This window comes from Ralstonia sp. RL, from assembly GCF_001683835.1.
Lineage (GTDB): Bacteria > Pseudomonadota > Gammaproteobacteria > Burkholderiales > Burkholderiaceae > Ralstonia > Ralstonia mannitolilytica.
The window spans coordinates 35,070-59,684 of the sequence record NZ_LWRX01000001.1 but is presented as its reverse complement, the minus strand read 5'-3'; the positions used below and the strand labels follow the sequence as shown (position 1 = coordinate 59,684).

The window sequence follows — 24,615 nt, the reverse complement described above, 5'->3', positions numbered from 1 at the left end:
GACTGTCCTGGCGCGGTCCCGGCTCAGGACCGCGACGAGACATAAGGCGTGCCCATCGCATCCGCGCCGTCGGCCCAGCGCAGCAGCGCCGCCACATCGCGGAAGAGCGTGCGGCCGATGGTGGTATCCATCGGCACGGTGTCGTGCAGGCGCTCGGCCAGGCCGGCATTTGCGGCCGTGGGCACCAGGTGGTACTCGGCCATCTGGCGGATGCGCTGGACGGCCTCTCCGCTGCCCTTGGCAATCACCATCGGGAGCGTGCCGTCGCCCGGGTAGTACAGCGCCACGGCATGCCGCGCGCTGAATACCACGGCGGTGGCAATGCGCATGCGGTCTTCCAGCGCGCTGTATTGCACCTCCAGCGCCAGCTGCCGACGGCGCCCGACGATATGCGGGTCGCCCTGCAGCTCGCGGTGTTCGCGGCGCAGTTCTTCGGTCGACATGCGGTTCTTCTTGAAGAACTCGAAGCGCACGTGCCAGTAGTCCACCGCAGCCATCAGCACGTACACCACGGCCGCCCATCCGAACAGCACCAGCACCAGGTGCGCCACCACGGCCAGGATGGCCGCCGGCCGCCCGTAACCGGCCTGCAGCGGCAGCGACAACGACCCGCGGAGCACCACGAACAGCATCAGCGCCAGGCAGCCCACCTTCAGCAGCATGATCGCCAGGCCGACCAGGTTGCGCACGGAGAACATGCGCTGGATCCCCTCACCGGGGTTCAGCCGCGACAGCATGGGCGCCAGGCGCTTGGGCGCCACCATGCCGCCCACCTGCGCGAATGCGCCCAGCGCCGCCAGCACGGCCACCATGCCGAACACCGCCACGCTGACCAGCAGCCACTGCCCGCCCGCCGACACCAGCGCCTGCACCACCGCCGCAGACGGATCGTGCGCGCGGGCGGCTGCGGCCACGTTCTGCACCAGCAGGCCGCGCAGGCGTTCGAGCAGCCATGGCCCGCCCTGCCACAGCAACATCAGCACGCCAATGAAGACGAGCGCACCGACCACATCGGCGCTGCGCACCACCTCTCCTTCGCGCCGTGCATCTTCCAGCCGGCGCTGCGTGGGCTTGTGCTGCTTCTCGCTCATGACGCGGGCTGGCGCAGCAAGGCGCGCAGCAGCCAGACCATCTCGCCGTTGCCGGCCAGGAAGGTGCGCAGCGACTCGAACACGAAGCCGAGGAACAGCACCATCATCAGCACCGCCAGCAGGCTCTTCACCGGTTGCGCAAACAGGAACACGTTCAGCTGCGGCACCGACCGGTTGATGAGCCCGATGCCGAGTTCCGCCACCACCAGCACGATGATCACGGGCGCGGCGAGCCTGAGCGTCCAGCCGAGCACGCTGTCGGCCTCGCGCACGGCAAACTGTTCGAGCGCCACCGACGCGCTGGGCAGCATGCGCTCGATGGGCCAGAGCTTGTACGACTCGAAGAACGCGCCGAGCATCACGTGCAGCCCGCCGCCGGTGACAAACAGCGTGATGGCCATGAAGCCGAGGAAGCTCGCCGTCGGGCCGCTTTCGTGGCCGGCCACGGGATCGAAGAACGAGGCGTTGCCCGAGCCCGTCTGGAAGTCGATCAGGTGGCCGATGTTCTCGATGGCCCACAGCAGCGCGCCGAACGCCATGCCGAGCAACACGCCGATCAGTGCCTCCTTGAGCGCCAGCGCCATCCACAGCCCGCCGCCCTGCACGTTCATGGCCGCTCCCGCCATGGACGGCGCCACGAACACCGCGAGGATGGCGATGAACCCGCTGCGCACCATGCCCGTCACCACCCGGCCGCTGAACACCGGCACGATGAACATGATGGGCAGCAGGCGCGGCAGCACCAGCAGTGCCTGGCGGAACAGCCCTTCCATGGAATGCGGATCGAACCCTTGCATCGGGTCAGCCCGTGATGACGGTGGAGCGCGCGAGCTGTGCTTCCAGCGCGGCGTCTTCCTCCTGCCACGCCTGCGCACGGCGCTGCGCGGCCGCTACGCGCTCTTCGGCACGCGCCACCGCTTCGCACCTGGCGTTGGCGCGCGCGACGCGCTGTTGCGCCTGCATCTGGGCTGCCTGCTCGGCCGCCAGCGCCGCGCCCGCGTGCGCCGACTGGCGATGCGCGTCGAGGATGGCGCGGTCGAGCGCCAGCCGTGCCGCGTTGGCCTCGCACAGCAGCACGACGGCGCCGCGCGCATCGTCACGCACGGCCCGCTCGATGGCGGCATCGTGCGCCGACCGCGCGCTGACCACCCGCTGCAGCCCTTGCCGGGCCGCCGCTTCCTGCGCGGCGGCCTGTGCGACCAGCGCCGCCTGCTTCTGCGCCCGGGCCAGCGCGGCAAGCTTGCGTGCCTCGCGCACGCGGGCAAGTTGCTGCAGCACGTCGCTCATAGCGCCCCCACCACGGCCTGCAGGTCAGCCACCGTGCGCTCCAGCGGCACGCGCGTATCGGCATCCTGCTCGAAGAAACGCGTCAGCGCGGCATGCGCGCGCAAAGCGGTGTCGCCCAGGGCATCGCTGCCCTCGCGGTATTCGCCGATCTGCACGAGCAATTCGATCTCCTGGTACTTGGCGAGCAGTTCGCGCACACGCTGCGCGGCTGCGCGATGCCCGGGCGTCGTCACCTGCGGCATCACGCGGCTGATGCTCGCCAGCACGTCGATGGCCGGATACCGCCCCGCCAGCGCCTGCTTGCGCGACAGCACGATGTGCCCATCCACGATGGAGCGCACTTCTTCGGCGATCGGGTCGCTTTCTTCATCGCCTTCCACGAGAACGGTGTAGAACGCCGTGATGACGCCCTGCGCCCCCGCCCCCGCCCGCTCCAGCAACTGCGGCAGCACCGAGAACGTGGACGGCGGAAAACTGCGCCGCGTGGGCGGCTCACCGCTGGCCAGTCCGACCTCGCGCTGCGCTCGGGCGAAGCGCGTGAGCGAATCCACTAGCAGCAGGACGTTCTTGCCCCGGTCGCGGAAGTACTCGGCCACGGCGGTGGCCACCAGCGCGCACTTCACGCGCTCCATGGCCGGGCGGTCCGACGTGGACACCACCAGCACCGTCTTGCGGCGCGTGGCCTCGGGCAGGCACAGTTCCAGGAACTCGCGCACCTCGCGCCCGCGTTCACCGATCAGCGCGATGACGTTGACGTCGCTCTGCGCGCCACGCGCGATCATGCCGAGCAGCGTGCTCTTGCCGACGCCCGATGGCGCGAAGATGCCGAGCCGCTGGCCGATGCCGACTGTCAACATGGCGTCGATCGCGCGCACGCCCGTCGACAGCGGCGCGTCGATCCGCCGCCGTGCCAGCGGGCTTGGCGGCTCGGCATGCGTCGACACCCGCCCGCTCGTGTACAGCGGGCCCGCGTCGTCCATCGGCGCGCCGAGGCCGTCGAGCACGCGGCCAAGCAGCGCATCGCCCACGCCAAACCGATGCGCGCTGCCCGACGGGATCACCTCCGTGGCGGCCGACAGGCCATGCACGCTGCCAAGCGGCGTCAGCAGCGTCGACTGCCTCTCGAAGCCGACGACCTCGGCATAGACGCTGCGCTCGCCCGGCGTGCGCAGTTCGCACACCTCGCCCAGCCGGGCCTGGATGCCGGAGGCATTGAGCATCAGCCCGACCGCTCGGTGGATGCGGCCGCGCATCTGCACGCCGGCGGCTGCACCATCCGAGCGCTCAAGCGCGTCGCGCAGGCTGCGCTCGAGCTTGCTGGCGTCGATGATGTGCGAGGCGACGGGTCCGTTCATGTCTGCTCCCCCACCAGCGCGGCATGCAGCGCGGCAAGCTGCGTATCGATGCCCGCCTCGACCACGCCGGAGGCCGTTTCCACCACCAGCGCATCTTCCGACAGGCTGGCGTCGGGCACCACGCGCACGCGCCGCGTGCCGTCGGTCATGGTGTCGAGCACGCGTTCGAGATCGGCCACCTGCTGCGGGGCAATGCGCACCGTCAGCACGGGCTCGTGTTCGACCAGCGCTTCGATGCGCGCGAAGGCTTTGGCATAGATGGCGTCGCGGGGCAGGTCGGCCGCCAGCTCGCGCACGGTGCGCGTCACCAGTTCGGCCATCAACTGCTTCATGGCGGCCAGCGCGCGCGCATTGGCCAGCGCATCGGCATACAGGCGCGTGGCCGCCTCGCGCTGGCCTTTTTCGTAGCCGGCGTCGTAGCCCGCCTTGAGCTGTTGCTCGCGCTGCGCCTGGGCGTCTTCCAGCAGGCGGGCACGCTCTTCCTGCGCGGTCGCGAGGATGCTCGTGGCATCCAGCAGCGCGGCGTACTCGTGCTGCTTGAGCACCTTGCGCTCGCTCAGGATGTGCAGCTTGTCGGTGGTAATCAGAAAAGCCAGTCCCATGCCGGCACCTGTTCAGGAATCAAGCTCAGTCGCAACAGCTCTCCCAGCTCCGCGCGCTGCGTGCGGCCGAGCAGATACGGCGGACGATCCGCACCGCCTGCGTTGCGCGGAAACTTCAGCGCCAGGCGGCGCAGGACGGCGGGGCCGAACGGCGCGAGGAAATCGGTCAGCAGCCGGCGCCCGCGTGCACGCAATGTCTCGACCGCCAGGCGCGGGTGCTGGCGCTGCGTCTGCAGCGTTTCTGCCACCGCCTCGAAGGGCGGCATGCGCTCGAGGGCAAACGCCATCAGCGGCGCACCGAAGGCCAGGTCGATGGCCTGCCGCGTCTTGCGCGGAACGTCCGCCTCGCGCAGCCACTGGCGGTGCAGGCACAGGCCGCAGCACACGGCCATGTGTTCGAGCGCGTTGCCGGGCAACAGGGCGATGCGCTTGTCCACGGGCGCGAAGTCGTAATCCCATTCCTCATCGAGGTGATGCGCCTGCAGCAGCGCGCGCGCGAGTACCGCGCGGCCTGGCTCCCCGTAGCTGGCCGGGTCACGCAACGGCAGTGGCCAGTCGGCCGGCAGCCATGAAGGATCGATGTACCGGTCGGGCCGCAGGTTGAACGTAGCCACCAGCCCGGCCAGGCGCGCATCGGTCGTCATGAGGCGCGCTCCGCTTCGCGCGTGCCTGGCCTGCCCAGCCCGTCGAACACGCCGCGCCGCCACGCAACCAGCCCCGTCACCGCCAGCGCCGCGACGATGAGCAGGCCGAGCAGCCACACCAGCGGATTGCGCATGCTGAACGTGCCGAGCAGCGCCGTGCCCTTGCGCACGTCCACCGGCACGGGCTGCGCACCCTGCAGGAACAGCGAGACGTTGTCGTAGCTCAACCCTTCGATGCTGTGGGCAACCAGGTCCTTGACCATGGGCGCCATGGCGGTGAGGTTCACGCCGGGCCGGTAGCGGATGTACACCGCCGCCGAAGCGGGCTTGGCCTTGTCCGCCAACGGATCGTTCTCGGGAATGACGACGTGCACGTGCGCGAGCATGACGCCATCCACATCCAGCAGCGTGCGCGAGAGCTCCTGCGACACGCCATAGATGTAGCGCACGCGTTCTTCAGCGGGCGTGGCCACCAGCCCCTGCTTCTGGAACACCTGACCGAGCGACGCCAGGCGCGGACGCGGCAGCCCCTGCGCGCGCAGCACGGCAAGCGATGGGCCCATGTCGGCCTGGTCGACGGTGAGCGTCCAGGTGCGGCCCTCCTGGCCCTGGCCTTCCTGCACCGTCTTTTGCGCACTGATGCCTACCGAGGACAGCGCGGCGACCATCTCGTTGGCCTCGACCTCTGACAGGCCGGTGTACAGCTCTTGCTCGCACCCGGCCAGGCCAAAGAGGCACGCCAACGCGAGCAGCACCCCGAGCAATCGCTTCATGTCAGCCTTCCTGGTTCTTCAGCAGCGAGTGGCTCACGCCGTTGGCGGCCTGCGCAAAGCTCATGTCCATCTGGTACTCGGCCAGCGTCATGGAGGCGAAGTAGCTGAAGTCGGCCAGCTTCACCATCGTCATGGTCACGTCCATGCTGTCGAGCGAATCGAGCATCTCCTGCCGCTTGGCGTTGATGCTGGTGTAGCGCTCGTTGAGGTCGTGGCCGTAGTCGCGCCACTGGCCCATCGCGCCGTCGGCGCCTGGCCCGCGCGTGAACGTGAACGATACGTCCGCCACCGGAGACGGCGTAGCGTTCGGCACCACGGGGATCGGCTGGGCGGGAAGCGCGCCCGGCTGCACGGCGGTGGGCGCGCCGGCGCGCATCATGCTGCCAAAGTGCTGCGCATCGGCAGGGCTTGCCGCCTGCGCTGTCGGTGCACCGATGCCCTGCTCGACCTGCCCCGGCCCCTGCGCGGCATAGGCGGCGGGATTGGTATGGGCGGCCTGCGCACCGCCGGCAGCGTTGCTCGCTTGCGCGGGCGCGGCCTGGCTTGCCTGGGCGGCGCCCACGGCCGCAATCGCATTGGTTTCGATGGACATCGTGGCCTCCTGTATTCGGTGGAACGGCGGCGGGCCGTACCCGCCGCCGCATTGCATCGTCAGCTGGCGCGTGCACCGTCGCGGACGGCACCGGCGGCCGAAGCCGCCGTGTTGCTCAGCGACTGGGCGGCACCGATGATGCCGCTGGCCGCGGCACCCTTGGCTGCGGCGGCCTGCACGGCCGTGGCGATCTTCAGTTGATCTTCGCCGGACTGGTTGATGCTGTTGATGGCGCCATCGACGCCGGTGGTGGGAGCTGCCATGGTCATCTCCTGCTTGGTCAAAAAAAAGGGGTCACAAAGACAACAAGAACTGCATACCAACGCACTGCTCACGCCGACACACCGGGCAGCGCCGGCGCTACGGCGTTTGCGGCTGGATCGGCCAGGTGACCGATTGCCCGCCGCGGTCGAGCACCACACCATCAGAAGCGATGCTCTTCACCTGGAGGCCGCCCTTGAGCCGGGCGCCCTCGAAATACAGCTGGCCGTCGCGCGTCTGCACGAAGCGCGTGCCGTCTTCATCCTCATACGTGCTCACGATCGCGGGCAGGCCGTCGGCACGCGGCGTCTCGGCCACGATGTTCGGCGGCGGCGGGCCATCCCAGGCGACGCGATCGATGATCTCGACGGCGGGCCTGGCATCGCGCGCGTAGTTGCGGATGCGCTGCCACGCCTGCGCGCGGTCGGCCGTGCCGCTCACCACGATGCGGCCGTGCCCGTCGTACGCGACGTTCAGGCCCGCCGTGCCGCTGGTGCCCCCCGCGCTGAAGTACTGCTGTGCAGCCGCCAGCAGGTCGCTCACCACGTAGACCTCGCCGATCGACACATCAGACAACCCGCGCGCGCGGCTCAGCAGCGCCTGGCGGTCGGCCTCGGTCTGCACATAGCCAGACACGCGGGACGTGCCATCCGGCGCGGGCATCACCACGATCTCGGGCAGATCGCCCAGCGCGTGCCGCACCTGCAACGCACGCGCTGCCGGATCCCGGCCCCACAACGACCACCCGTCGTGCCCCGCAAACGCCACCACGCCGCCGGCCAGCAGCACCGCCAGCCACAGCCCGATGCCGGCAACGAGCCACGTCCGCCCCCGCCCTGCCCGGGTCGAGAAGCGCGACAGCCACACCGCGGCAGCCAGCGGCAGCCACGACGGCACGCGTTCGGCCAGTGCGGTGGTGCCCGCGCCTTCCACGGCCGCCGTCGGCATGCGGATCGTGCCGACCTTCTCGATGCCGACGCGGATGTCGCCCATGGCAATCACATCGCCGGGCACCACGCTGCGGCGCGTCTGCCCGAACGGCTGGCCGTTGAGCGTAGGCGTCGCCTCGTCGAGCCGGCGCGCCGACACCGCGATGCCGCCCACCTCGAACATCAGCTCGCGCGGCGCGACGCTGCTGTCGGGCACGATGATGTCGCACGTGGGCGCGGCGCCGACCACGTTGGCGCCCATGCGCAACGGCATCGATCTGCCGTACAGCGGCCCGCTCAGGAAGCACAGCTTCCAGGGCGACTTGTCAGCGTGCGGCGAGGGTGGAACGGCTGTCGGGTTCATGCAATCGAGACACAGGCGGCGTGGGCAGCGTGCCCGGCACGGCAGGCGCCGGAGCGATGGGCGACGGGCCCGGTTTCCAATCGGTCGCACCTTGCACCGGCACCCCGACGCCGGGAATCGACACCGCCGGCACGTCGTTCGGACTGGTGCTGGCGGCGGTGAGGATGCGCGGAGTCAGCAGGTAGAAGCGCTCCATGTGCTGGCCGGTCTTGTTGGTGTACTTGAACAGGTTGCCGATGAAGGGCACGTCCGACAGGAACGGAATGCCCGACTTGGTGTTGTTCACGCTGTCGGAGTTGAAGCCGGCAATCAGCAGGCTCTTGCCCTCCTCGATCATCGCCTTGGTGACGATGGAGCGCTCCTGCACCACCGGCAGCTGCGAGACGCGGTCGTTGGTGAGATTGCCGTCGTCGATGTCGATCGACATCATCACGCTCATCTGCCCGCCCTCGTTGACGATGAGGGGCGTGACCTTCACGCTCGTGCCCGTCGTGATGCCGTACAGCGATGCATCCTGGAAGCCCGACACGGGCACGTAGAAGTGGATGAGGTTCTCGAGGATGGCCTCGGTGTTGTCGAGCGCCAGCACCTTCGGCTTGGCCTGCAGCTGCGCATTGCCGGTCTGCGTGAGTGCGTTGATGCGCGCCAGCAGGTAGTTGCGCAGGCTGCCCCCGATCGATGCCGTAAGCGCCAGCCCCACCGGCGTGGTGGCGCCGGTCTGGCCCTCTTCCGTGGTGCCGAGGTTGAACGTCAGCGGCGGGTTGTTGCCGTTGCCGTACTGGAAATCGCCGTGCTTGGTGTGCAGGCGCCAATCCACGCCGAGGCTGTCGAGCGAATCGGTGCTGATGTCGATGATCGTGAGGTTGATCTCCACCAGCCGCGGCTTGGTGTCGAGCGAGGCGATCAGCCGCTCGTACTGCGCCATGTGCTCGGGCACGTCGCGGATGAGCACAGCGTTGATGCCGGCATCCGCCTCGATGCGGGGGAGGTCCGCCGGTGTGCCGCTGCTTGCCGGTGCCGGGGCTTGTGCTCCATAACCGGAGTCGCCTTGCGCGCCGGCCAGCGGAATCTCGATGCGCGGGACATTGATGCTGTCACCGGAGCTGAGCTTCATCTGCCGCGTCGGCCCCGTCAGTCGCATCGCGCGCGTGGGCGACGTGCCCGGGCTGCTGGCACCCGGGTTGGGGGCGCCGAGCAGGCGGCGCAGCATGGTCGCGATGCCGGGGATCGTCACCGGCTTGCCGGAACGGTTGATCTCCACGTCGCCCGCCCAGGCGTACTTGAGCGGAAACGCGCGGATTTCCGCGCGGTCCATGCCGCGCGACGGGTCTGCAATCGATGCAATGGCCTGGCGCACGAGCTCCACGTAGCGCTTCGGGCCCGAGGCGTAGACGGTGTTCTCCCTGTCGCTCACCACCAGCGGAAAGCGCTGGTCCGTGATCTGCATGGCGCGCAGGATCTGCGCGAGCTCGGGGCCGCTGCCCTTCGGGATCGGGAAGACCTGCGTTTGCGCATCATCGGCGCGGTCCACATAGATGAGCGAGCCGTCGTAGTACCACGTCAGCCCGTAGGTGGCGCACACGGTATTGAGCGTGTTGGCCGGCGGGCCAGAGAACTTGCCGCTGATGGTGCCTTCCACCTTGGGGTCCACCACGGCCGTCACGCCTTGCGAGGCGGCCAGCTCGCGGATGAAGTCGCTCACCTTCTTGCCCTCGGCCACCAGCGTGTACGACCGGTTGCGCCAGCGCAGCTCGGCCGCCTGCACCACAGCGGCGGTCGTCAGCAGCCACAGGCACACCGCCGACGCACTCCACCTCAGGAATCGATAGCGTTTGTTCACGCGTGTTCTCGCTCGGATATGTTGTTGTTCATCGGCGCGCTCTCTCTGGGCTCAGAACGGCGCCGCACCGCCGTAAAACACCTGCTCCAGTGCCATGCGGGCAAAACGCAGCACCTCGCGCCCACCCCAGCCCGCCAGCACCACGATGGTGACCATCACCGCGATCAGCCGCACCGAAAGCCCGATGCTCTGGTCCTGGATCTGCGTCACGGCCTGTGCGATGGCAATCAGCAACGCCGACACCGTCGCTACCGCCACCACCGGCAAGGACACCAGCAGCACCAGCAGCAGCCCCTGGCGTGTGGCTTCGAGAAGGGTGGCGCTCATGTTCATCCGCTTGTCTCCTTCGCCCTGCGTGGTCAGGCCGGGTTGGTGACCCAGCCGACGGTGTTGAGCTCGATGGCCTCGTCGATCTCCTGGTACGACAGCACCGGCAGATCGCCAAACACGGGCTGCAGCATCGTCTTCACATAGCGCCGGCAGTTGAGCGAGACCATCACCGCGAGCGGGCGGCCGTTGCGGTCCTTCTCCAGCGGCCGCGTGCCGCCGAGGATCTTCACCACCTGGTCGGTGATCGCCTGCTTGACGTCGCGCGTGAGGCTCAGCACGCTGCCCTGCTTGGTGTGCACGACGGCCTGCTCGATGCGCTCCTGCAGCGACTGCTCGAACAGCACCACGTCCAGCACGCGGCTGGTGCCGCAGAACTGCTCGGTGATCTGGCGGTGCAGATCCACGCGCACGAGTTCCACCAGGCCGATCACGTCTTCGGGCTCCTTGGGCGACCACGTGATCAGGCTCTCGAAAATGGCGCGCAGGTTGCGGATCGACACGCCCTCCTGCACCAGCCGGCGCAGGACTTCGGTAATGCGCTGCGGCGGCACCAGGCGCGTGAGTTCCGCCACCAGCTCGCCGTGCTCGCGACGCATGATCTGGATGAGGTTCTGCGTCTCCTGGATGCCGATGAGCGACGCGGCGTTGCGCTCGATGAGCGTCTCCACCTCGGCGGCCAGGCGCGCTTCGCCGGGCAGCGCGCTGGCAGGGATGGCATCGCGCCCGGGCAGCGTCCCCTCGGCGGCCGGCACGTCCTGCACGAGCAGCGCGTAGCCGCGGGCCGGCAGAGCGGCATCCCAGTTCAGCTGCACGCGCGGAAACACGGCGCCGAGCTTGCGCTGCACGCGCGATTTGGCCTCCGCCAGGCGCGTCTGCAATGCAACGAGGTCGATTTCGCCCCGCAGGTCTTCGGCCAGACGCACGGCAATGGGCGCCGCAATGCCTTCCATGGGCGAGCCGGTTCCGGGCTCGTCCAGCTGTCGCGTATCGGTGCCCAGCACCAATAAATCCAGCGGCGGCGCTTGCCGGCGCTGCCGCATGCGCAGGAACGCCGCCCCGGCCGTGCCCACGGCCAGCAGCAGGAACGACCACTTGGGAAAGCCGGGCACCAGCAGGAATGCGAGCAGCACGCCGCTGGCCATCAGCATGCCGCGCGGGTGGGCCGTGATCTGCGCACCGATCTGCTGGCCGAGGTGCCGCGCATCGCGGTCGCGCGTGGCCACCCGGGTGGTGACGATGCCGGCGGCAATCGACACCAGCAGCGACGGAATCTGCGAGGCCATGCCATCGCCCACCGTCAGGATCGCGTACCGGTGCAGCGCGTCGCCGATCGACATGCCGTGCATCAACGCGCCCACGGCAATGCCGGCCAGGATGTTGATGACGGCGATGATGATGCCGGCAATGGCGTCGCCCTTGACGAATTTCATCGCGCCATCCATCGCGCCGTGCAGCTGCGACTCCTGCTCCAGCGCCTCGCGGCGGCGCTTGGCCTCATCCGACGTGATGATGCCGGCGCGCAGGTCCGCATCGATGCTCATCTGCTTGCCGGGCATCGCGTCGAGCGAGAACCGCGCACCGACTTCCGCCACACGCTCAGAGCCCTTCGCGATCACGATGAACTGCACCACCGCAATCACGAGGAACACCACGCCGCCCACCACGAAGTTGTTGCCCACCACCAGCTTGCCGAAGGTGTCGATCACGTGGCCTGCATTGGCCTGCAGCAGGATCAGCTTGCACGAGGCGATGTTCAGCGACAGGCGGAACAGCGTCGTGAACAGCAGCACCGCCGGAAACGACGAGAACGCCAGCGCCGACGGCAGATAGATCGACACGCACAGCAGCACGATGCTGGCCGCCAGGTTGAGCGAGATCAGCCCGTCGAGCACAACGGTCGGCAGCGGCAGCACGAACAGCGCCACCACCGCCACCACGAACACGGCGATGGCGATGTCGTAGTTCACCAGCCGCGCCCAGCGCATGCCGGTGAGCGGAATGTCCAACGCTGCAGCAAGATTCCGAGGCTTTGCCATGGGGCGCCTTCGGGCCGTCGGCCCACGATTCTTCGTAGATGGCAGACGCGGCTGCGTCCGCTTTCCCTTGCGGAAAGTGTAGAAGTGGGAGGCAACCCGGCTCAACGCTGAAACTCGTAGTCGTGCAGCCAAACTCCCACGAAGTTCCGGGGGCGACTACGTTTTTCTGTAGTTCATCGCAACGCATGCGTGCCACTACATTAACTGCATCCATGTGCCACGCGAGGGGCGACGGTTGACTGCTTCCAATGTGGGTGCCGGCGATGCCCGCGCGCCAATCCTGTTTGGCGAAGAACACATCGTGGTGGACCCGGATGCCATCCGCGTCGGCCCATCGCATCCCGAGGCCTTCTCGGAAACCGCGCATGACCTGCGCACCGCGCATGGCCCGCAGGAACGTCAGTTGCTGCTGCGCGCCGCGCTGCGCAGCATCGGCTTCGACTGGCTGTGCTACTACCGCGTGACGCGCATCGGTGAATCGATTACGCGCGTGCTGTACTTCCGCGCATATTCCCCGCCCAGCTGGCCCAAGCGCTACGTAGACGAGCGCTATTACGAAGTCGACCCGCGCCTGGCCTTCGCACTGCGCTACGAATGGCCGCTGGTGTGGGACCTCACCGACCTGGGCGCCACGCCCACCGCACCGGCCGATGCCGAGCGTCTGCACCGCCTGCTGCAGGATGCCGAGCGCGCCGGCCTGCGCAGCGGCATCAGCTTTGGTGTGCTGAGCCCGCGCAGCCTCGAGCACAGCGTCATCTGCTTCGGCTCCGGTAACAACGCCAAGGGCTGGATTGCCGACAACGTGGTCGGCCAGGCGTATGCCGTGGGGCTTGGGTTGCACGAATTCCTCATGCAGCACGCCAAGCCGCTGCACGACGACACGCACGCCCGCGCCCTCACGCAGGTGCAGCGGCAGATTCTGGAGTTCATCACCAGCGGCCTGTCGGACAAGGCGATTGCCGAGCAGCTGAACATGTCGCCGCACAACGTCGACTATCACCTGCGCCAGCTCAAGAAGAAGTATGGCGCGCAGAACCGCGTGCAGCTTGCCTACATGGCCGGCCGCGTGCTCATGACATGAACACACTGGACGCGCGCATGCTCTCGGCCGTCGATGCCGCGCTGGCGCGCGCGCTTTCGCGCCTCTACCTGGCGCGTGCGGCGTTGCCGTTTGCCGTGGGTGGACTCGCCTACGAAGCGCGCTGCGAAGCCCACGCGGTGCAAACCATGGCACAGGCGTACCGCTTCACGCTGGGCGACGCGCCGGGCTGGCTGCTGGTGGACGCCGCCGCTGAGCGCGCGTGGCTGGCAGACGCGGCGGACGCGCACGTGCCGCAAGCGCTGCGCTGCGCCGTACTGGCCGATGCGCTGGCCGCGCTCGCCCACTTGGTCGAGCAGCGCAGCGGGCGCGCCCTCGCATGGCTGCCCGATCGCGCACCGCCCGACGTGCGGCTTGAACGGCCGGACGTGCTGCAGCTCGTCATCACCCGCCGTGATGCCGCCCCGGCCGAGGACGGCACCACGCCATGGCAGGCGCGCGTCGGGCTGGTGTTCGATTCGCCGCAGATCCTGCCCGCGCTGTGCCCGCCCGACCTGGCGCCGGAGCCCATCCCGGTGGCGGTCTTCATGGGCACGCAGGTCGGCTTGCGCTTCGAACTGGGCGCCACCTTCCTGTCGCGCCGCGATCTGGCCGGCATTGCGCTGGGCGACATCGTGCGCATCGAGAAATGGCTGCCCGCCGGCGACGCGCTGCGCTGCGTGGCGCGCGTGCGGGGCCGATTGCACCTGCTCGTGTTCGGCCACGTGCATGGCAACCGCATCGTCGTGGATAACGTGGAGGAGAAACCGATGACCACCGAAACCCCAGCCGCCGCCTCTGCCGGGGAGCCCGCGGCCCGACCGCTCCCGACCGACAGCCTCGACGACATCGAACTGGTCACCACGTTCGAGCTGGAAGAGCGGCGTGTGTCGCTGGCCGAGCTGCGTGCACTGCGGCCCGGCACGGTGATGGAGCTGTCGCAGCCGCTGAACCAGGCCGTCATCCGCATCCTCGCCAACGGCACGCCGGTGGGCGAAGGCCATCTGATTGCGGTCGGCAACCGCCTGGGCGTGCGGGTCTCGCGCTTCATCGGGCAACCTTCAACGGCGCAGGGTTGAGCCAGCGCCCCGCCGACCAGAACAACGCATCCACAACACTCGACACGCCCATGGGAAACCTGCCCAATCCCGTCGCGATGATTGCCGTGGTGGCGGCACTGGGGATCGCGCCCTTTGCCGCGCTCATGGTCACGAGCTATACCAAGCTCGTCGTCGTGTTCGGCCTGCTGCGCTCGGCGCTGGGCATCCAGCAGGTGCCGCCCAACATCGTGCTCAACGGCATCGCGCTGATCCTGACGGTGTTCATCATGGCGCCCGTCGGCATGGAGATGGTCGACAACCTGCGCGGTCGCAACTTCAACCTCAGCAGCCAGATGAGCGTGGACGACGTGATCGCCATCCTCGATGCCGCACAGCCGCCGGTGAAGAAGTTCCTGCAGGCCCACACGCTGGAGTCGGAGCGCAACTTCTTCGTCAAGTCGGCCACCAGCATCTGGCCCAAGGAGCGTGCGGCCGAACTCAAGAACGATGACCTGACCGTGCTGGTGCCGAGCTTCACGCTCACCGAGCTGATCAAGGCGTTCCAGGTCGGCTTCGTCCTGTACATCGTCTTCGTGGTGGTGGACCTGATCGTCGCCAACCTGCTGCTGGCGCTGGGCATGCAGATGATCGCGCCGACCACCATCTCGGTGCCTTTCAAGCTGCTGCTGTTCGTGATGCTCGACGGGTGGTCGGTGCTGGTGCACGGGCTCGTGCTGTCTTATCGATGAGGGGGCGACCATGCGCGTAACCGCGTTGCTCGTGTGTGCCATCGTATTTGCCGGCGCAGCAGCCCCACCCGCGATGGCCGGCCCGCGGATCGATGCGCAGTCGTTCGCCAAGCTGGCCGCGACGTGCGCGCCCCACGTCGACCGCCTCACGCTGGAAGCCCTCGTGCGCACGGAATCGGCCTACAACCCGTATGCGATTGGCGTGGTGGGGGGCCGGCTGGTGCGCCAACCGGCCACACTGGAAGAAGCGTTGGCCACGGCGCGTGCGCTCGAGCGGCAGGGCTACAACTTCAGCGTCGGGCTCGGGCAGGTCAACCGCTACAACCTCGCGCGCTTTGGCGAGACGCTCGACACCGCGTTCGACGCGTGCCGCAACCTGCGCGCCGGCGGCACCATCCTCGCCGAGTGCTTTGCGCGCTCGCTGCCGCGCTACGGCGATCCGCAGCAGGCCCTGCGCGCCGCACTGTCGTGCTACTACAGCGGCAATTTCGAAACCGGCTTCCGCCACGGCTATGTGCAGAAAGTGGTTGCCAACGCGGGGCAGGTACCAGCCCTCGCGCCGGAGGCCGGCGCAGGCCGCGTGGAGCCGATTCCGGTGGTGCCGGCCGGTGGCAATGGCCCGGCACCCCGGCCCGCTCGCGCCGCACGGGCCGCTACGCAGCCGAACGTGCTGTCGGGCAGCGCCTGCACCGGGCAAAATGCGCGGCAGGTCATGATCGTTGCGTGCAACCGGGCCGATGGCAGCGCGTGCCTGCGCTGCGTGGCCCTGCCGCGTTGAACACCTCGCGCGGCAGCGGCGCCGTTCAAATCAGGTTGAGGCGGCCCGCGATATAGGCCAGCTGCGCGCGATTCGTGGCGCCATAGCGGCGGCGGACCAGGCGCAGGTGGTAATCCACGTTGTGCGCGGTGGTGTGCAGCTTGATGGCGATTTCCTTGTCGCTCATGCCCGCGGCCAGGCACGTGAGGATGCGCCGCTGCATGGCCGACAGCGGTGCCTCTTCGCTGCACTGCCGCGTGTGGCGCGCGAACGTTTGCATCGGCCCGCGCCAGACTTGGTGCAGCGCCATGCCAAACAGGATGGATTGCCCGATCACGCTGTCGCTGATCCAGTCACGCCCCGCATGCGACGAGGTGAGACTGACCACCGCGTGGCCCGTGCCGTCGCCCGCGCCGAGGCTGAACATCACGCCGCTGCGCAAGCCATGCTCGTCCATTGCCTGCAGAAGCGTGCGCAGCGCGGGCTCCATGCGCGGCTGGCTGCGCGCCAGCGAGGCCAGGTCCCACACGAGCGGCATGCCGGTCGCGAACACCGCCGAGAGGCGCGGATCGACGGCAAACAGGCGCTCCTCGCAATAGCGCTGCATGAAGCGCGGCGCCACGTAGTTCTTGAGCATGGCCACCGTGGGCGGCGCGTTCTCATGCCGCTCGGTCAGGGCGTAGGTGAGCGAGGCAAAGCCCATCAGCCCCATCAGCCCCGACACGATGCGCGCGCGTTCGGCCACGCCGCGCGCCGCCTGCAGTTCTGCAGCCAGGCGCAGGCGGCCGGGCTGCGCCGGTGCCGGGTCGAACGTCAGCGCGTGTTCGTCCACCGGCACAACCTCGGTGCCAGGCGGCAACGGCACGAAGAAGCGGTCGCCGTTGGCGGCGTCGTCGGCAGCAACACGGGAAGTGAGCGGATCGGCGTGCCCAGGTCGGGGCGCGGTGCGCTCGTGGGCGGGGAATGCGTCGAGGTCGATCCGGACGGAAGCGCCCGGGTGGGCGCAGACGCGGGCCTGCGCGCCATCCGCGTCCTGGAGCGTGGTGCGCATGTCCAGCAGGGGCGCCAGCTCTTCGGCGCGGGGAAAACGTACTGCCTGCAAACCATCTGAGCGATGTGCGGCGGCCATTGCCGTCCTCCGGTCATGTTGGAAACACCTGCTCGGCCGCCCGATCTTCGCCGGTCGTGGCCAAGGCTGTTTCCCCCCCGGGGGATGACTCATGCTGTGCGGTGACCCGTCTGCACCGCCGGGCGCGGATCGTGAAAAGCGACGTCCGGCCTACGTTTTGGCGCATTGTTGCAAAGCGGCGGCAACATTGTCCAACAAAACTTTTTAGTGCCCTACCATCGAAGGGGCTTATGTCGCGATGCAGCGAACGACACCCCTGCCACCGCGCGGTGCGAGGTGGCGCCATGCGCTGGGCGGCATGCCGGGCATCACGGTGTCAGGATTGACCTGGCGTTATATCCAACTCTATATTGCGTGTCATTCACCCAATCTGTCGCGAGGCGCCAACGAGGCAACAGGGTCCCCCTGCCGGCCGATGCCGCCTTCGTCGCGCTGCGCCCATGTCTGACTCCATCTGGACGCCTCTGCTGCTCTCCCTCAAGGTGGCCGGCTGGGCTACTGCCCTGAACCTCATCCTCGGCGTGGCCGCGGCCTACGCACTGGCGCGCACGCGCAGCCGGCTGCGCGATGTCGTCGATTCCATCCTGACGCTGCCGCTGGTGCTGCCGCCCACGGTGCTCGGCTATTACCTGCTGGTGCTGCTGGGCCGGCGCGGCACGATCGGCGGATGGCTCGACAGCCTTGGCGTCCAGCTCGTCTTTACGTGGCAGGGGGCGGTGATCGCGGCGACGGTGGTGGCGTTTCCGCTGGTCATGAAATCGGCGCGCGCCGCATTCGAAGGCGTGGATCACCAGCTGGAAAACGCAGCCCGCGTGCTGGGCCTGCCCGACGCGGCCGTGTTCTTTCGCGTCACGCTGCCGATGGCTGCGCGCGGGATCGCCGCCGGCGTGCTGCTGGCCTTTGCCCGCGCATTGGGCGAGTTTGGCGCCACGCTCATGATTGCCGGCAACCTGCCGGGCCGCACGCAGACGCTGTCCGTCGCCATCTACGAAGCCGTGCAGGCCGGTGACGACGCCACCGCCAACACGCTGGTGCTGATCGTCTCGCTGACGTGTATCGTGGTGCTGGTCGTGGCGAGCCGCCTGCTGCAGGGTCGCGCGCCGGGCCTGCAGGAGCAGCCGGCATGAGCGCCGTCATGCTCGACCTCGCGATACAGAAGACACTGGCCAGCGCGGCGCGCGTGTTCTCGCTCGACGTGGCCGTGCGCTCGGTGAGCCGCCGCGTGGTGCTGTACGGCCCGTCCGGCGCCGGGAAGAGCCTGACGTTGCGCGCCATCGCGGGCCTGATGACGCCCGATCGCGGCCGCATCGTGCTCAACGGCCGCACGCTGTTCGACCATGCAGACGGGGTGCATGTCAGCGCGCGGGACCGCGGCGTCGGCTATCTGTTCCAGGATTACGCGCTCTTCAATCATCTGACGGTGGCGCAGAACATCGCGTTCGGGCTGCAGCGCGGATGGTTCAATCCGCCCCGCCGCACACGGGACCCGCGCGTGCTGCAGTGGATCGACGCCTTCGAGCTGAGCGCCGTGGCCGCCAATTACCCGTCGCAGATCTCCGGCGGCCAGCGTCAGCGCGTGGCATTGGCCCGTGCGCTCATCGCCGAGCCTTCGATGCTGCTGCTCGACGAGCCGTTCGCGGCGCTGGATCCGGCCCTGCGCACCCGCATGCGCTCGGAGCTGTCCGCGCTGCAGGCCCGGCTGGACGTGCCCATGCTGATGATCACGCACGACCCCGCCGATGTGGAGATCTTTGGCGACCATGTGTTCGAGCTGCGCGACGGCCGTGTCGTGGCCGATGCGGTGCGCGCGCCGGGTGCGCCGCCTGTCTCACCGTATCCGCATCTGACGGTGGTGGCCGGCGGCCCGGTCTAGAACACGCCCAGCGCCAGCCCCGCCGACATCGCCTCGCCGAGCGCACGGCAGCGCTCAAGCTCGTCCGCCGCGAGGTGTTTGGGCGCCAGGATCGCCTCGGGCGTCTGCGCGCGTGTGCAGACCACGATCGGTTCAGCCACGCGCTTGAGCCGCCAGCCGGTGGCAATGCGTTCGATCTGCCGCACCGCGTTCTGCCCGTCGCTGCCGGCACAGACCAGGCACGCATACGGGCGGCCATTGATGCGGTCCAGCGCGGGGTAATAGCAGCGGTCGAAGAAATCCTTGAGCTGTCCGCTGATGGAGGCGAGATTCTCCGGCGTCCCAAAGAGATAGCCGTCTGCGCCGAGCACGTCGTCGGGGCCGGCCTGCGCCGCGTGCAGCAGCCGCACCGCCACGCTGCCGTCCGCCTCGGCGCCGGCCTGGGCGGCTTCGGCCATCTGGCGCGTGCCGCCCGTCATCGAGTGGTAGACGATCAACAGGGTCCTGGGCGCAGCCATGGCGGCCTACCCCAGCCCCAGCATCACGCTCGACGCCTCGAACACCGCCACGGTTTCCACGCCCTCGGCCAGCGCCAGCGTTTCGACGGCCGTGCGCGAGAGCATCGCCACCAGCACGGTCTGCGCCGACGCAGCGCCTGCATCCTGCAAGCGCAGCCGCACTTCCGACTGCACCGCGCCCTCGCGGATCTCCGTGACGACACACGGCAGCTGGTTCTCGGCGGAGACGCGCCACTCGCCGGACGCGCGCAGCAGCATCACGGCCGGCGCCTTGATGAGCGCGACAGCCTGCACGCCGGGCGCGAGCCCCAGTGTCTGCGTGCTTTCCTGCGTGATGGTCGCCACGACCGCCTGGCCGCCCGGCAGGCGCAGCGTGACCACATCGTTGACCGCGCCCGACACGACGGACGCCACCGTGCCGAACAGCGCATTGCGTGCACTCGTGCGCAACATGAGGCGGCGCAGCAGCGTCGCATCTTCGCTGGCGGCGTGTGCAGCGGCATCCAGGCGTTCGACAAAGCGGCGGTGCTCGGTCTCGAGCACACGGAAGCTCTCGATCAACCGCAGCGCGCGCGGTGTCAGCACACTGCCGCCGCCGCCCTTGCCGCCGGTGGTGCGCACGACGAGCGGCTCGCCGGCGAGGTTGTTCATCGTGTCGATGGCATCCCACGCAGCCTTGTACGACAGGCCCACCGCCTTGGCCGCCGCGGTAATCGAGCCCGTCTGCCCGATGGCATCGAGCAAGGCGATGCGGCCGTGGCCGCCCCAGTTGTTGTCACCGGCGCGCAGCCAGATGGTGCCGTCGAGTTCCAGCATGTCGTCTCGTAGGGAATCGCGATTTGCAACATGCGGATGTTAGCGCCGATTGCGGGCCGATCGGCGGCGGCGCAGGTCTCAGGCAGCCACCAGACGCGGCGTACGCACGTGCAGCAGCACCGAGCGCGAGAGCAGCAGCCCGCCCAGGAAGCCGAACAGCGCACTGAACGCCGCCATGAAATTGCCTGAGTGGGAAACCTCCGGGTGCATCGCGAGCATCACGTTGTAGGCATAGCGGGTGGCGAAGAGCCCGACAATCACCACCATCGGCACCCAGCTGCCGGGCACGCGCACGGTGCCGGGCATCTCAGACACCGCGCCGTCGGGCGGCGACAGATACGTGAGCAGACATGCCATCAAGACCGCCACCACCCACATCGTGAGCGCAAGCGGGCTGCCGTGGCTTGCCGTCGCCACGCCGTAGAACGAATACGCGGCAATCAGCAGCGGCAGGACGATCAGGCGGCGGCGCGACACAACGCGCGGCTGCGTCTGGCGCAGGCCGATGGCGATGAGGCCGGCAAACAGCACGAACACCCAGGCGGGCGTATGCGACACGATCGAAGCGATGGATCCGGGCATGGCAGTCTCCGTGTTGGAATGACGCCAGCTTAGGTGCCGGCCCGCGCACGCGGGAGCGGTTTGCGACAAACGGCAGAAAGCCGGCCGCGAATGGTCGAAGCCCCGGATCAGCCCAGCGCAGCCCGCACGCCGGCATCCACCACCGACAGGTGCGCCCGCAGCAGCCGGTCAAAGCCCTCGGCCGTGACGGGCTTGCCGATGTAGTAGCCCTGGATCTCCTGGCACCCCGCCTTGGCGAGAAACTCCACCTGGTCGGCATCTTCCACGCCTTCGGCCGTGACGGTCATGCCCAGCGCCCGCGCCATGGCGACGATGGCCTCCGTCAGTGCCACCGAATCGGGGTCGCCCGGAATGCCGGTGATGAACGACCGGTCGATCTTCACGTTGCTGATCGGGAAGCGCTGCAGGTACGACAGCGACGAGTACCCCGTGCCGAAATCGTCGATGGAGATGCGGATGCCCTGCGCCGTGAGGGCGTCGAACATCGGTCGGATCTCGTCGGCGCCGCCCATCAGCAGGCTTTCCGTAATCTCGACTTCGAGCGCGGTGGGCGGCAGGCCGGTGTCGGCCAGCGTCTGCTCGATCATCGGCACGACCTCGCCCGCCTGGAACTGGCGCGCCGACAGGTTGACCGCCATGCGGAAGTCGTAGCCGAGCGCCTCGTACCAGATCACGGCCTGCTCGCACGCGCGGCGCAGCACCCATTCGCCGATCGGCACGATAAGGCCGGTCTCCTCCGCCACCGGAATGAACTCCACCGGCGAGATCGCCCCAAGCTTGGCGCTGTTCCAGCGCAGCAGCGCCTCCGCCCCCACGATGCGGTGGCTGGCGAGGTCGTACTTCGGTTGATAGACAAGCTGCAGCTCGTTATTGTCGCGCGCGTCGCGCAGCGCGTTTTCGAGCAGGTAGCGGCGCTGCAGCCGCGCATTGAGCTCCGCCGTGTAGAACTGCGCGCGGTTGCGGCCGTTCTGCTTGGCGCGGTACATGGCGGCGTCGGCCGAGCGCAGCAGGTCGGAGCCCGAGATGCCGTCATGCGGATACAGCGCCACGCCGATCGACACACCCAGGTAATAGCGCCCGTTGACGGTGTCGAACGGCTCGCGCATGGCCTGCAGGAGCCGTTCGGCCAGCAATGCGATGCGTTTGCCTTCGACACGCTGGTCGATGAGGATGACGAACTCGTCCCCCCCCAGGCGGGCGATCACGTCGCCGGGGCCGATGCAGTCGGTCAGCCGGGCAGCGGCGCTCTGCAGCAGCGTGTCGCCGCAGGCATGGCCGGCGGTGTCGTTCACGCTCTTGAAGCGGTCCAGGTCGAGAAAGAACAGCGCCAGTTCGCGGCTCTCGTCGCGCGCGCGTTCGATGGCGCCTTCGAGGTGGCTGATGAAGAAGCTGCGGTTGGTCAGGCCCGTGAGCGCATCGTGCGCGGCCAGGTGGCGCAGGCGCTGTTCCGCGCGCTTGATGTCGGTAATGTCGGCAAACGACAGCATCACGCTGCTGGGCAGCGGATCGCCATGCCGGCGGATCGGGATGACATTCTGGCGCAGCCACACCAGCTCACCCGTTTTGAGCAGCACGCCGTAGACGTGGCCCAGCATCGGCTCGCCGCTGCGCAGAACCTGCGCCGACGGCATCATGGTCGGCTCGACGTCGTTGCCGTCTTCGTCCATGACGCGCTGGATCGCATCGAGCCGGTTGCGGCCGACGAGTTGCCCCGGACGCACGCGCAGGATGCGCTCCGCACTGGCGTTGGCGGCCAGCACCACCCCGTCCAGCGACTGGATCACCACGCCTTCATGCAGGTTCGAGATGGCCAGCCGGTAGCGCTCCTCGCTTTCGGCAAGGCCCCGCTCGATGCTGTCTTTCTGAATGGCGACGCCGGCCAGGTGGGTGACGTCGTCCAGGAAATGCTGCTCTTCTTCCACCGGCAGGCACGGCTGTCGATAGAACAACGCCAGCACGCCCAGCTTGTCGCCGCGCGACGATCGAATGGGCAAGGCCCACGCCGCGGCAAAGCCGGCCGCCAGCGCCGCCGTGCGCTCGTGTTGCCAGCGCGGGTCGGCGGCGATGTTGTCGATGAGGACCGTGTCGCCGAGGTAGGCGGCGCAGCCGCACGCGCCGGCCTCGGGGCCGACGGGGGTATTCTCGAGCGTGGCCGCATAGGCCGCGGGCAGCGTGGGGGCCGCAGCCACGCGCAGCGTCGTCGTCTCGGCATCGAGCAGGAGCACGGCCGCCATGGCATTCGGATAAACCTGTTCGACGTACAGGCACAGATGGCGCAGCACGCTCGACAGCGTTGCGTTGGAGGCGAGTTGGGCGAGCACGGCGTTCTCGGAGGCAAGCAGGCGGCGCGCCTGCAGCGCCTCGGCACGGGCCTGCACGGCGTGCCGCTCCAGCGCATGCCGGGACACGGCTTCCCGGAGCACGAGCATGACGGCGGGCTGGCCTTCGTGCTCGCAGGCGGCCGCCTCGCTGGCGACCAGCACGTGGGTGTAATCGGCGCGCACCAGGCGATGCTCCACCGGCTGGGCGGGCGCACTGCGGCTCACCATGCCGGCCAGGCGTGGGATCGTCTGGGCAACGTCGTCGGGGTGGATCAACGCCGCCACCTGGGCGCCCACGAGCTGCACGGGATCCTGCGCCCCCATCAGGCGGGCGGCAGCCGGGTTCGCGCGCACGACACGCCCGTCCACCGTCAGCAGCACGGCATCGGACGACAGCCGCGCCAGCGCATCGAAATCGGTATCGGCCCGGCTTCGCGCGCCTGCCGCAACGGCGGCCGCTTCCCGATGCGGCGCGGCCCCGGGGCCGGGTGCGGCATCATCAGCAGGGGCCCCGGCATCGGCCGGCAGGAAACGGGTCATGGAAATTGCGATGGTTCTGGCAACGACAGCAACGGAATCACGAAAGACACGGCAAGCACAAGGCCGGCGCCTCGACCCTATCCACAACGGCGCGCTGGCCAAAAACTGAAGAGTGTCGCGTGATACCCATGACACGCGTGTGGCTGCACCGCCCACATTGGCGCAACCAAAGAAAAACCCGCGCTCAGTTGACGAGGCGCGGGTTGAAATCTCTGGACCGTGTCGATCTGTTCCAGAGAGGAGAACCGACCCATGAAGCGAGCGGCGCGTCGTGGCACCGCATCGCCTCCATGTTTTGAATCATAGTGTGCCGCTCCAAAAAACAAAGGGAGGAAAAGACGGGGTATCCCGTCCCATTTTTATTTTCGGTTGACCCATTTTCCTGTCACTGCTCGAACCCCTGTGCTGCTGGTCCCGTCCGCACGTGCGGGCCTTGTTGCTGGCCCGTCTGGCGATGCCGACAACGTCGAGAAAATCTCCCCGGCATATTGGGTGGATCAACGCGGCGCCGAGAATGTTCCGCACCGGCCGATTATGTTGCGTGGACCTCGCATCTTGCCGCGGCAAACGCGCGCCCACGTGACCGATGAGGCAGATTGCCGCGTCAAGTTCCGCGCCCATGTGCCGTTACTGCATGAGAGCCCGCCTGCCCGTGATCCCGCAGGCGCATTGGATGCCCGTGTCTTGACCGTCATGCCATCTCTGTCCCGCCCATCCCGTTCCTCGCCCGTGGCGTTGCGCCCGCCCGTGCGGCTGCTGATTGCCGTGGCGGTGCTGGCCGCGCTCGTGGCCCTGCCGCGCGCGCACGCTGCCCCAACCCCGCCGGCGGCATCGTCCGCCAGTGTGCCGGCTGCGCCGTCCGCAACGTCCGCCAAGGGCAAGCCGCCGACCTGCCAGGCCATCATGCAGCGCCTGTCGGGCAGCCTTGCCGGCACACCGAGCACCGCCGACAAGCCCGGCGCCGTGCTGGTCGACGTGGACAAGGCCGGCGTCACCATGGCGTGCAGCCATTCCGACGCCGTGGCCATCCCCGTGCCGGGCGCGGGCAAGCCGAGGTAGCGCCGCTCTGGCTTCCGCGCGGCGGCGTGATCGTTGGTAACATCGCCGCGTGCACCTTGCTCCCACCCCC

At 68.6% G+C, this 24,615-nt stretch carries 25 protein-coding genes; 7 read left to right on the top strand and 18 right to left on the bottom strand.

The window, feature by feature from the left end:
* Positions 1 to 23: 23 nt before the first annotated feature.
* The 13 genes from A6M56_RS00275 to A6M56_RS00215 all read right to left on the bottom strand — a co-directional run bounded on the left by A6M56_RS00275 (position 24) and on the right by A6M56_RS00215 (position 12,053).
* Positions 24 to 1,091 carry an EscU/YscU/HrcU family type III secretion system export apparatus switch protein gene (locus A6M56_RS00275; protein ID WP_102078955.1) on the bottom strand — a complete coding sequence of 356 codons (1,068 nt, stop codon included), beginning with the start codon at positions 1,089 to 1,091 and terminating at the stop codon, positions 24 to 26.
* A complete protein-coding gene (gene sctT / locus A6M56_RS00270; protein ID WP_233902614.1) occupies positions 1,088 to 1,864 on the bottom strand; it encodes a type III secretion system export apparatus subunit SctT in 777 nt (258 codons plus the stop codon). The genes A6M56_RS00275 and sctT overlap by 4 nt, the downstream gene beginning before the upstream one ends.
* 28 nt (positions 1,865 to 1,892) lie before the next feature.
* A complete protein-coding gene (locus A6M56_RS00265; protein WP_102078956.1) occupies positions 1,893 to 2,378 on the bottom strand; it encodes a hypothetical protein in 486 nt (161 codons plus the stop codon).
* Positions 2,375 to 3,733, bottom strand: a complete 1,359-nt coding sequence (locus A6M56_RS00260) for a FliI/YscN family ATPase (RefSeq protein WP_286757562.1) — start codon at positions 3,731 to 3,733, stop codon at positions 2,375 to 2,377. The genes A6M56_RS00265 and A6M56_RS00260 overlap by 4 nt, the downstream gene beginning before the upstream one ends.
* A complete protein-coding gene (gene sctL / locus A6M56_RS00255; protein ID WP_045219955.1) occupies positions 3,730 to 4,335 on the bottom strand; it encodes a type III secretion system stator protein SctL in 606 nt (201 codons plus the stop codon). Before sctL ends, A6M56_RS00260 begins: the two co-directional genes overlap by 4 nt.
* Complete coding sequence (locus A6M56_RS00250; protein WP_052698642.1) at positions 4,317 to 4,979, bottom strand: SctK family type III secretion system sorting platform protein; 663 nt, start codon at positions 4,977 to 4,979, stop codon at positions 4,317 to 4,319. The genes sctL and A6M56_RS00250 overlap by 19 nt, the downstream gene beginning before the upstream one ends.
* Entirely contained in the window at positions 4,976 to 5,752 is a 777-nt protein-coding gene (gene sctJ / locus A6M56_RS00245) for a type III secretion system inner membrane ring lipoprotein SctJ (protein WP_102078957.1), read from the bottom strand. Before sctJ ends, A6M56_RS00250 begins: the two co-directional genes overlap by 4 nt.
* 1 nt (position 5,753) lies before the next feature.
* Positions 5,754 to 6,344, bottom strand: coding sequence for a hypothetical protein (locus tag A6M56_RS00240; RefSeq protein ID WP_052698641.1), 591 nt, complete (start codon positions 6,342 to 6,344; stop codon positions 5,754 to 5,756).
* A gap of 59 nt (positions 6,345 to 6,403) precedes the next feature.
* Positions 6,404 to 6,607, bottom strand: a complete 204-nt coding sequence (locus tag A6M56_RS00235; protein WP_045219950.1) for a hypothetical protein — start codon at positions 6,605 to 6,607, stop codon at positions 6,404 to 6,406.
* A 97-nt stretch (positions 6,608 to 6,704) separates the two neighbouring features.
* Positions 6,705 to 7,898 carry an FHA domain-containing protein gene (locus A6M56_RS00230; protein WP_102078958.1) on the bottom strand — a complete coding sequence of 398 codons (1,194 nt, stop codon included), beginning with the start codon at positions 7,896 to 7,898 and terminating at the stop codon, positions 6,705 to 6,707.
* Entirely contained in the window at positions 7,861 to 9,738 is a 1,878-nt protein-coding gene (gene sctC / locus A6M56_RS00225) for a type III secretion system outer membrane ring subunit SctC (RefSeq protein WP_373271724.1), read from the bottom strand. The genes A6M56_RS00230 and sctC overlap by 38 nt, the downstream gene beginning before the upstream one ends.
* Before the next feature lie 51 nt (positions 9,739 to 9,789).
* Positions 9,790 to 10,065, bottom strand: a complete 276-nt coding sequence (gene sctS / locus A6M56_RS00220; RefSeq protein ID WP_045220490.1) for a type III secretion system export apparatus subunit SctS — start codon at positions 10,063 to 10,065, stop codon at positions 9,790 to 9,792.
* A gap of 32 nt (positions 10,066 to 10,097) precedes the next feature.
* Positions 10,098 to 12,053, bottom strand: coding sequence for an FHIPEP family type III secretion protein (locus A6M56_RS00215; protein ID WP_257983962.1), 1,956 nt, complete (start codon positions 12,051 to 12,053; stop codon positions 10,098 to 10,100).
* A 286-nt stretch (positions 12,054 to 12,339) separates the two neighbouring features.
* Here A6M56_RS00215 and A6M56_RS00210 point away from each other — a divergent pair, with 286 nt between their 5' ends.
* Genes A6M56_RS00210 through A6M56_RS00195 form a run of 4 tightly spaced genes read left to right on the top strand, consistent with a single transcriptional unit; the run spans position 12,340 to position 15,749 of the window.
* Positions 12,340 to 13,185: a helix-turn-helix transcriptional regulator gene (locus A6M56_RS00210; protein ID WP_145997130.1), complete on the top strand. Its 846-nt coding sequence runs from the start codon at positions 12,340 to 12,342 to the stop codon at positions 13,183 to 13,185.
* Positions 13,182 to 14,261 carry a FliM/FliN family flagellar motor switch protein gene (locus tag A6M56_RS00205; RefSeq protein ID WP_102078962.1) on the top strand — a complete coding sequence of 360 codons (1,080 nt, stop codon included), beginning with the start codon at positions 13,182 to 13,184 and terminating at the stop codon, positions 14,259 to 14,261. Before A6M56_RS00210 ends, A6M56_RS00205 begins: the two co-directional genes overlap by 4 nt.
* Before the next feature lie 50 nt (positions 14,262 to 14,311).
* Positions 14,312 to 14,971 (top strand): type III secretion system export apparatus subunit SctR, encoded by a 660-nt coding sequence (sctR, locus tag A6M56_RS00200; RefSeq protein ID WP_062739603.1) that lies wholly within the window; start codon positions 14,312 to 14,314, stop codon positions 14,969 to 14,971.
* 10 nt (positions 14,972 to 14,981) lie between these two features.
* Positions 14,982 to 15,749, top strand: coding sequence for a lytic transglycosylase domain-containing protein (locus tag A6M56_RS00195; protein ID WP_045219942.1), 768 nt, complete (start codon positions 14,982 to 14,984; stop codon positions 15,747 to 15,749).
* 25 nt (positions 15,750 to 15,774) lie between these two features.
* On the opposite strand, the gene A6M56_RS00190 is transcribed toward A6M56_RS00195, so the two are convergent.
* Positions 15,775 to 16,779, bottom strand: a complete 1,005-nt coding sequence (locus tag A6M56_RS00190; RefSeq protein ID WP_286757561.1) for a helix-turn-helix transcriptional regulator — start codon at positions 16,777 to 16,779, stop codon at positions 15,775 to 15,777.
* Positions 16,780 to 17,297: 518 nt separating this feature from the next.
* On the opposite strand from A6M56_RS00190, the gene modB reads away from it, so the two are divergent.
* On the top strand, positions 17,298 to 17,984 hold the full coding sequence (gene modB / locus A6M56_RS00185) for a molybdate ABC transporter permease subunit (protein ID WP_045219937.1): 687 nt from the start codon (positions 17,298 to 17,300) through the stop codon (positions 17,982 to 17,984).
* A complete protein-coding gene (locus tag A6M56_RS00180) occupies positions 17,981 to 18,730 on the top strand; it encodes an ABC transporter ATP-binding protein (RefSeq protein ID WP_102078964.1) in 750 nt (249 codons plus the stop codon). Before modB ends, A6M56_RS00180 begins: the two co-directional genes overlap by 4 nt.
* Here A6M56_RS00180 and A6M56_RS00175 read toward each other — a convergent pair.
* The 4 genes from A6M56_RS00175 to A6M56_RS00160 form a co-directional block, all read right to left on the bottom strand.
* Positions 18,727 to 19,227 carry a flavodoxin family protein gene (locus A6M56_RS00175; RefSeq protein ID WP_045219932.1) on the bottom strand — a complete coding sequence of 167 codons (501 nt, stop codon included), beginning with the start codon at positions 19,225 to 19,227 and terminating at the stop codon, positions 18,727 to 18,729. The genes A6M56_RS00180 and A6M56_RS00175 overlap by 4 nt on opposite strands.
* Before the next feature lie 6 nt (positions 19,228 to 19,233).
* Positions 19,234 to 20,043, bottom strand: coding sequence for a TOBE domain-containing protein (locus A6M56_RS00170; RefSeq protein WP_045219930.1), 810 nt, complete (start codon positions 20,041 to 20,043; stop codon positions 19,234 to 19,236).
* 78 nt (positions 20,044 to 20,121) lie between these two features.
* Positions 20,122 to 20,625, bottom strand: coding sequence for a DUF6622 family protein (locus A6M56_RS00165; RefSeq protein ID WP_045219928.1), 504 nt, complete (start codon positions 20,623 to 20,625; stop codon positions 20,122 to 20,124).
* Between the two features lie 107 nt (positions 20,626 to 20,732).
* Positions 20,733 to 23,486: a sensor domain-containing protein gene (locus A6M56_RS00160; protein WP_102078965.1), complete on the bottom strand. Its 2,754-nt coding sequence runs from the start codon at positions 23,484 to 23,486 to the stop codon at positions 20,733 to 20,735.
* Between the two features lie 693 nt (positions 23,487 to 24,179).
* Between A6M56_RS00160 and A6M56_RS00155 the strand changes: the two genes are divergently transcribed.
* On the top strand, positions 24,180 to 24,545 hold the full coding sequence (locus A6M56_RS00155) for a hypothetical protein (protein ID WP_045220483.1): 366 nt from the start codon (positions 24,180 to 24,182) through the stop codon (positions 24,543 to 24,545).
* The last annotated feature ends 70 nt before the right edge of the window (positions 24,546 to 24,615 follow it).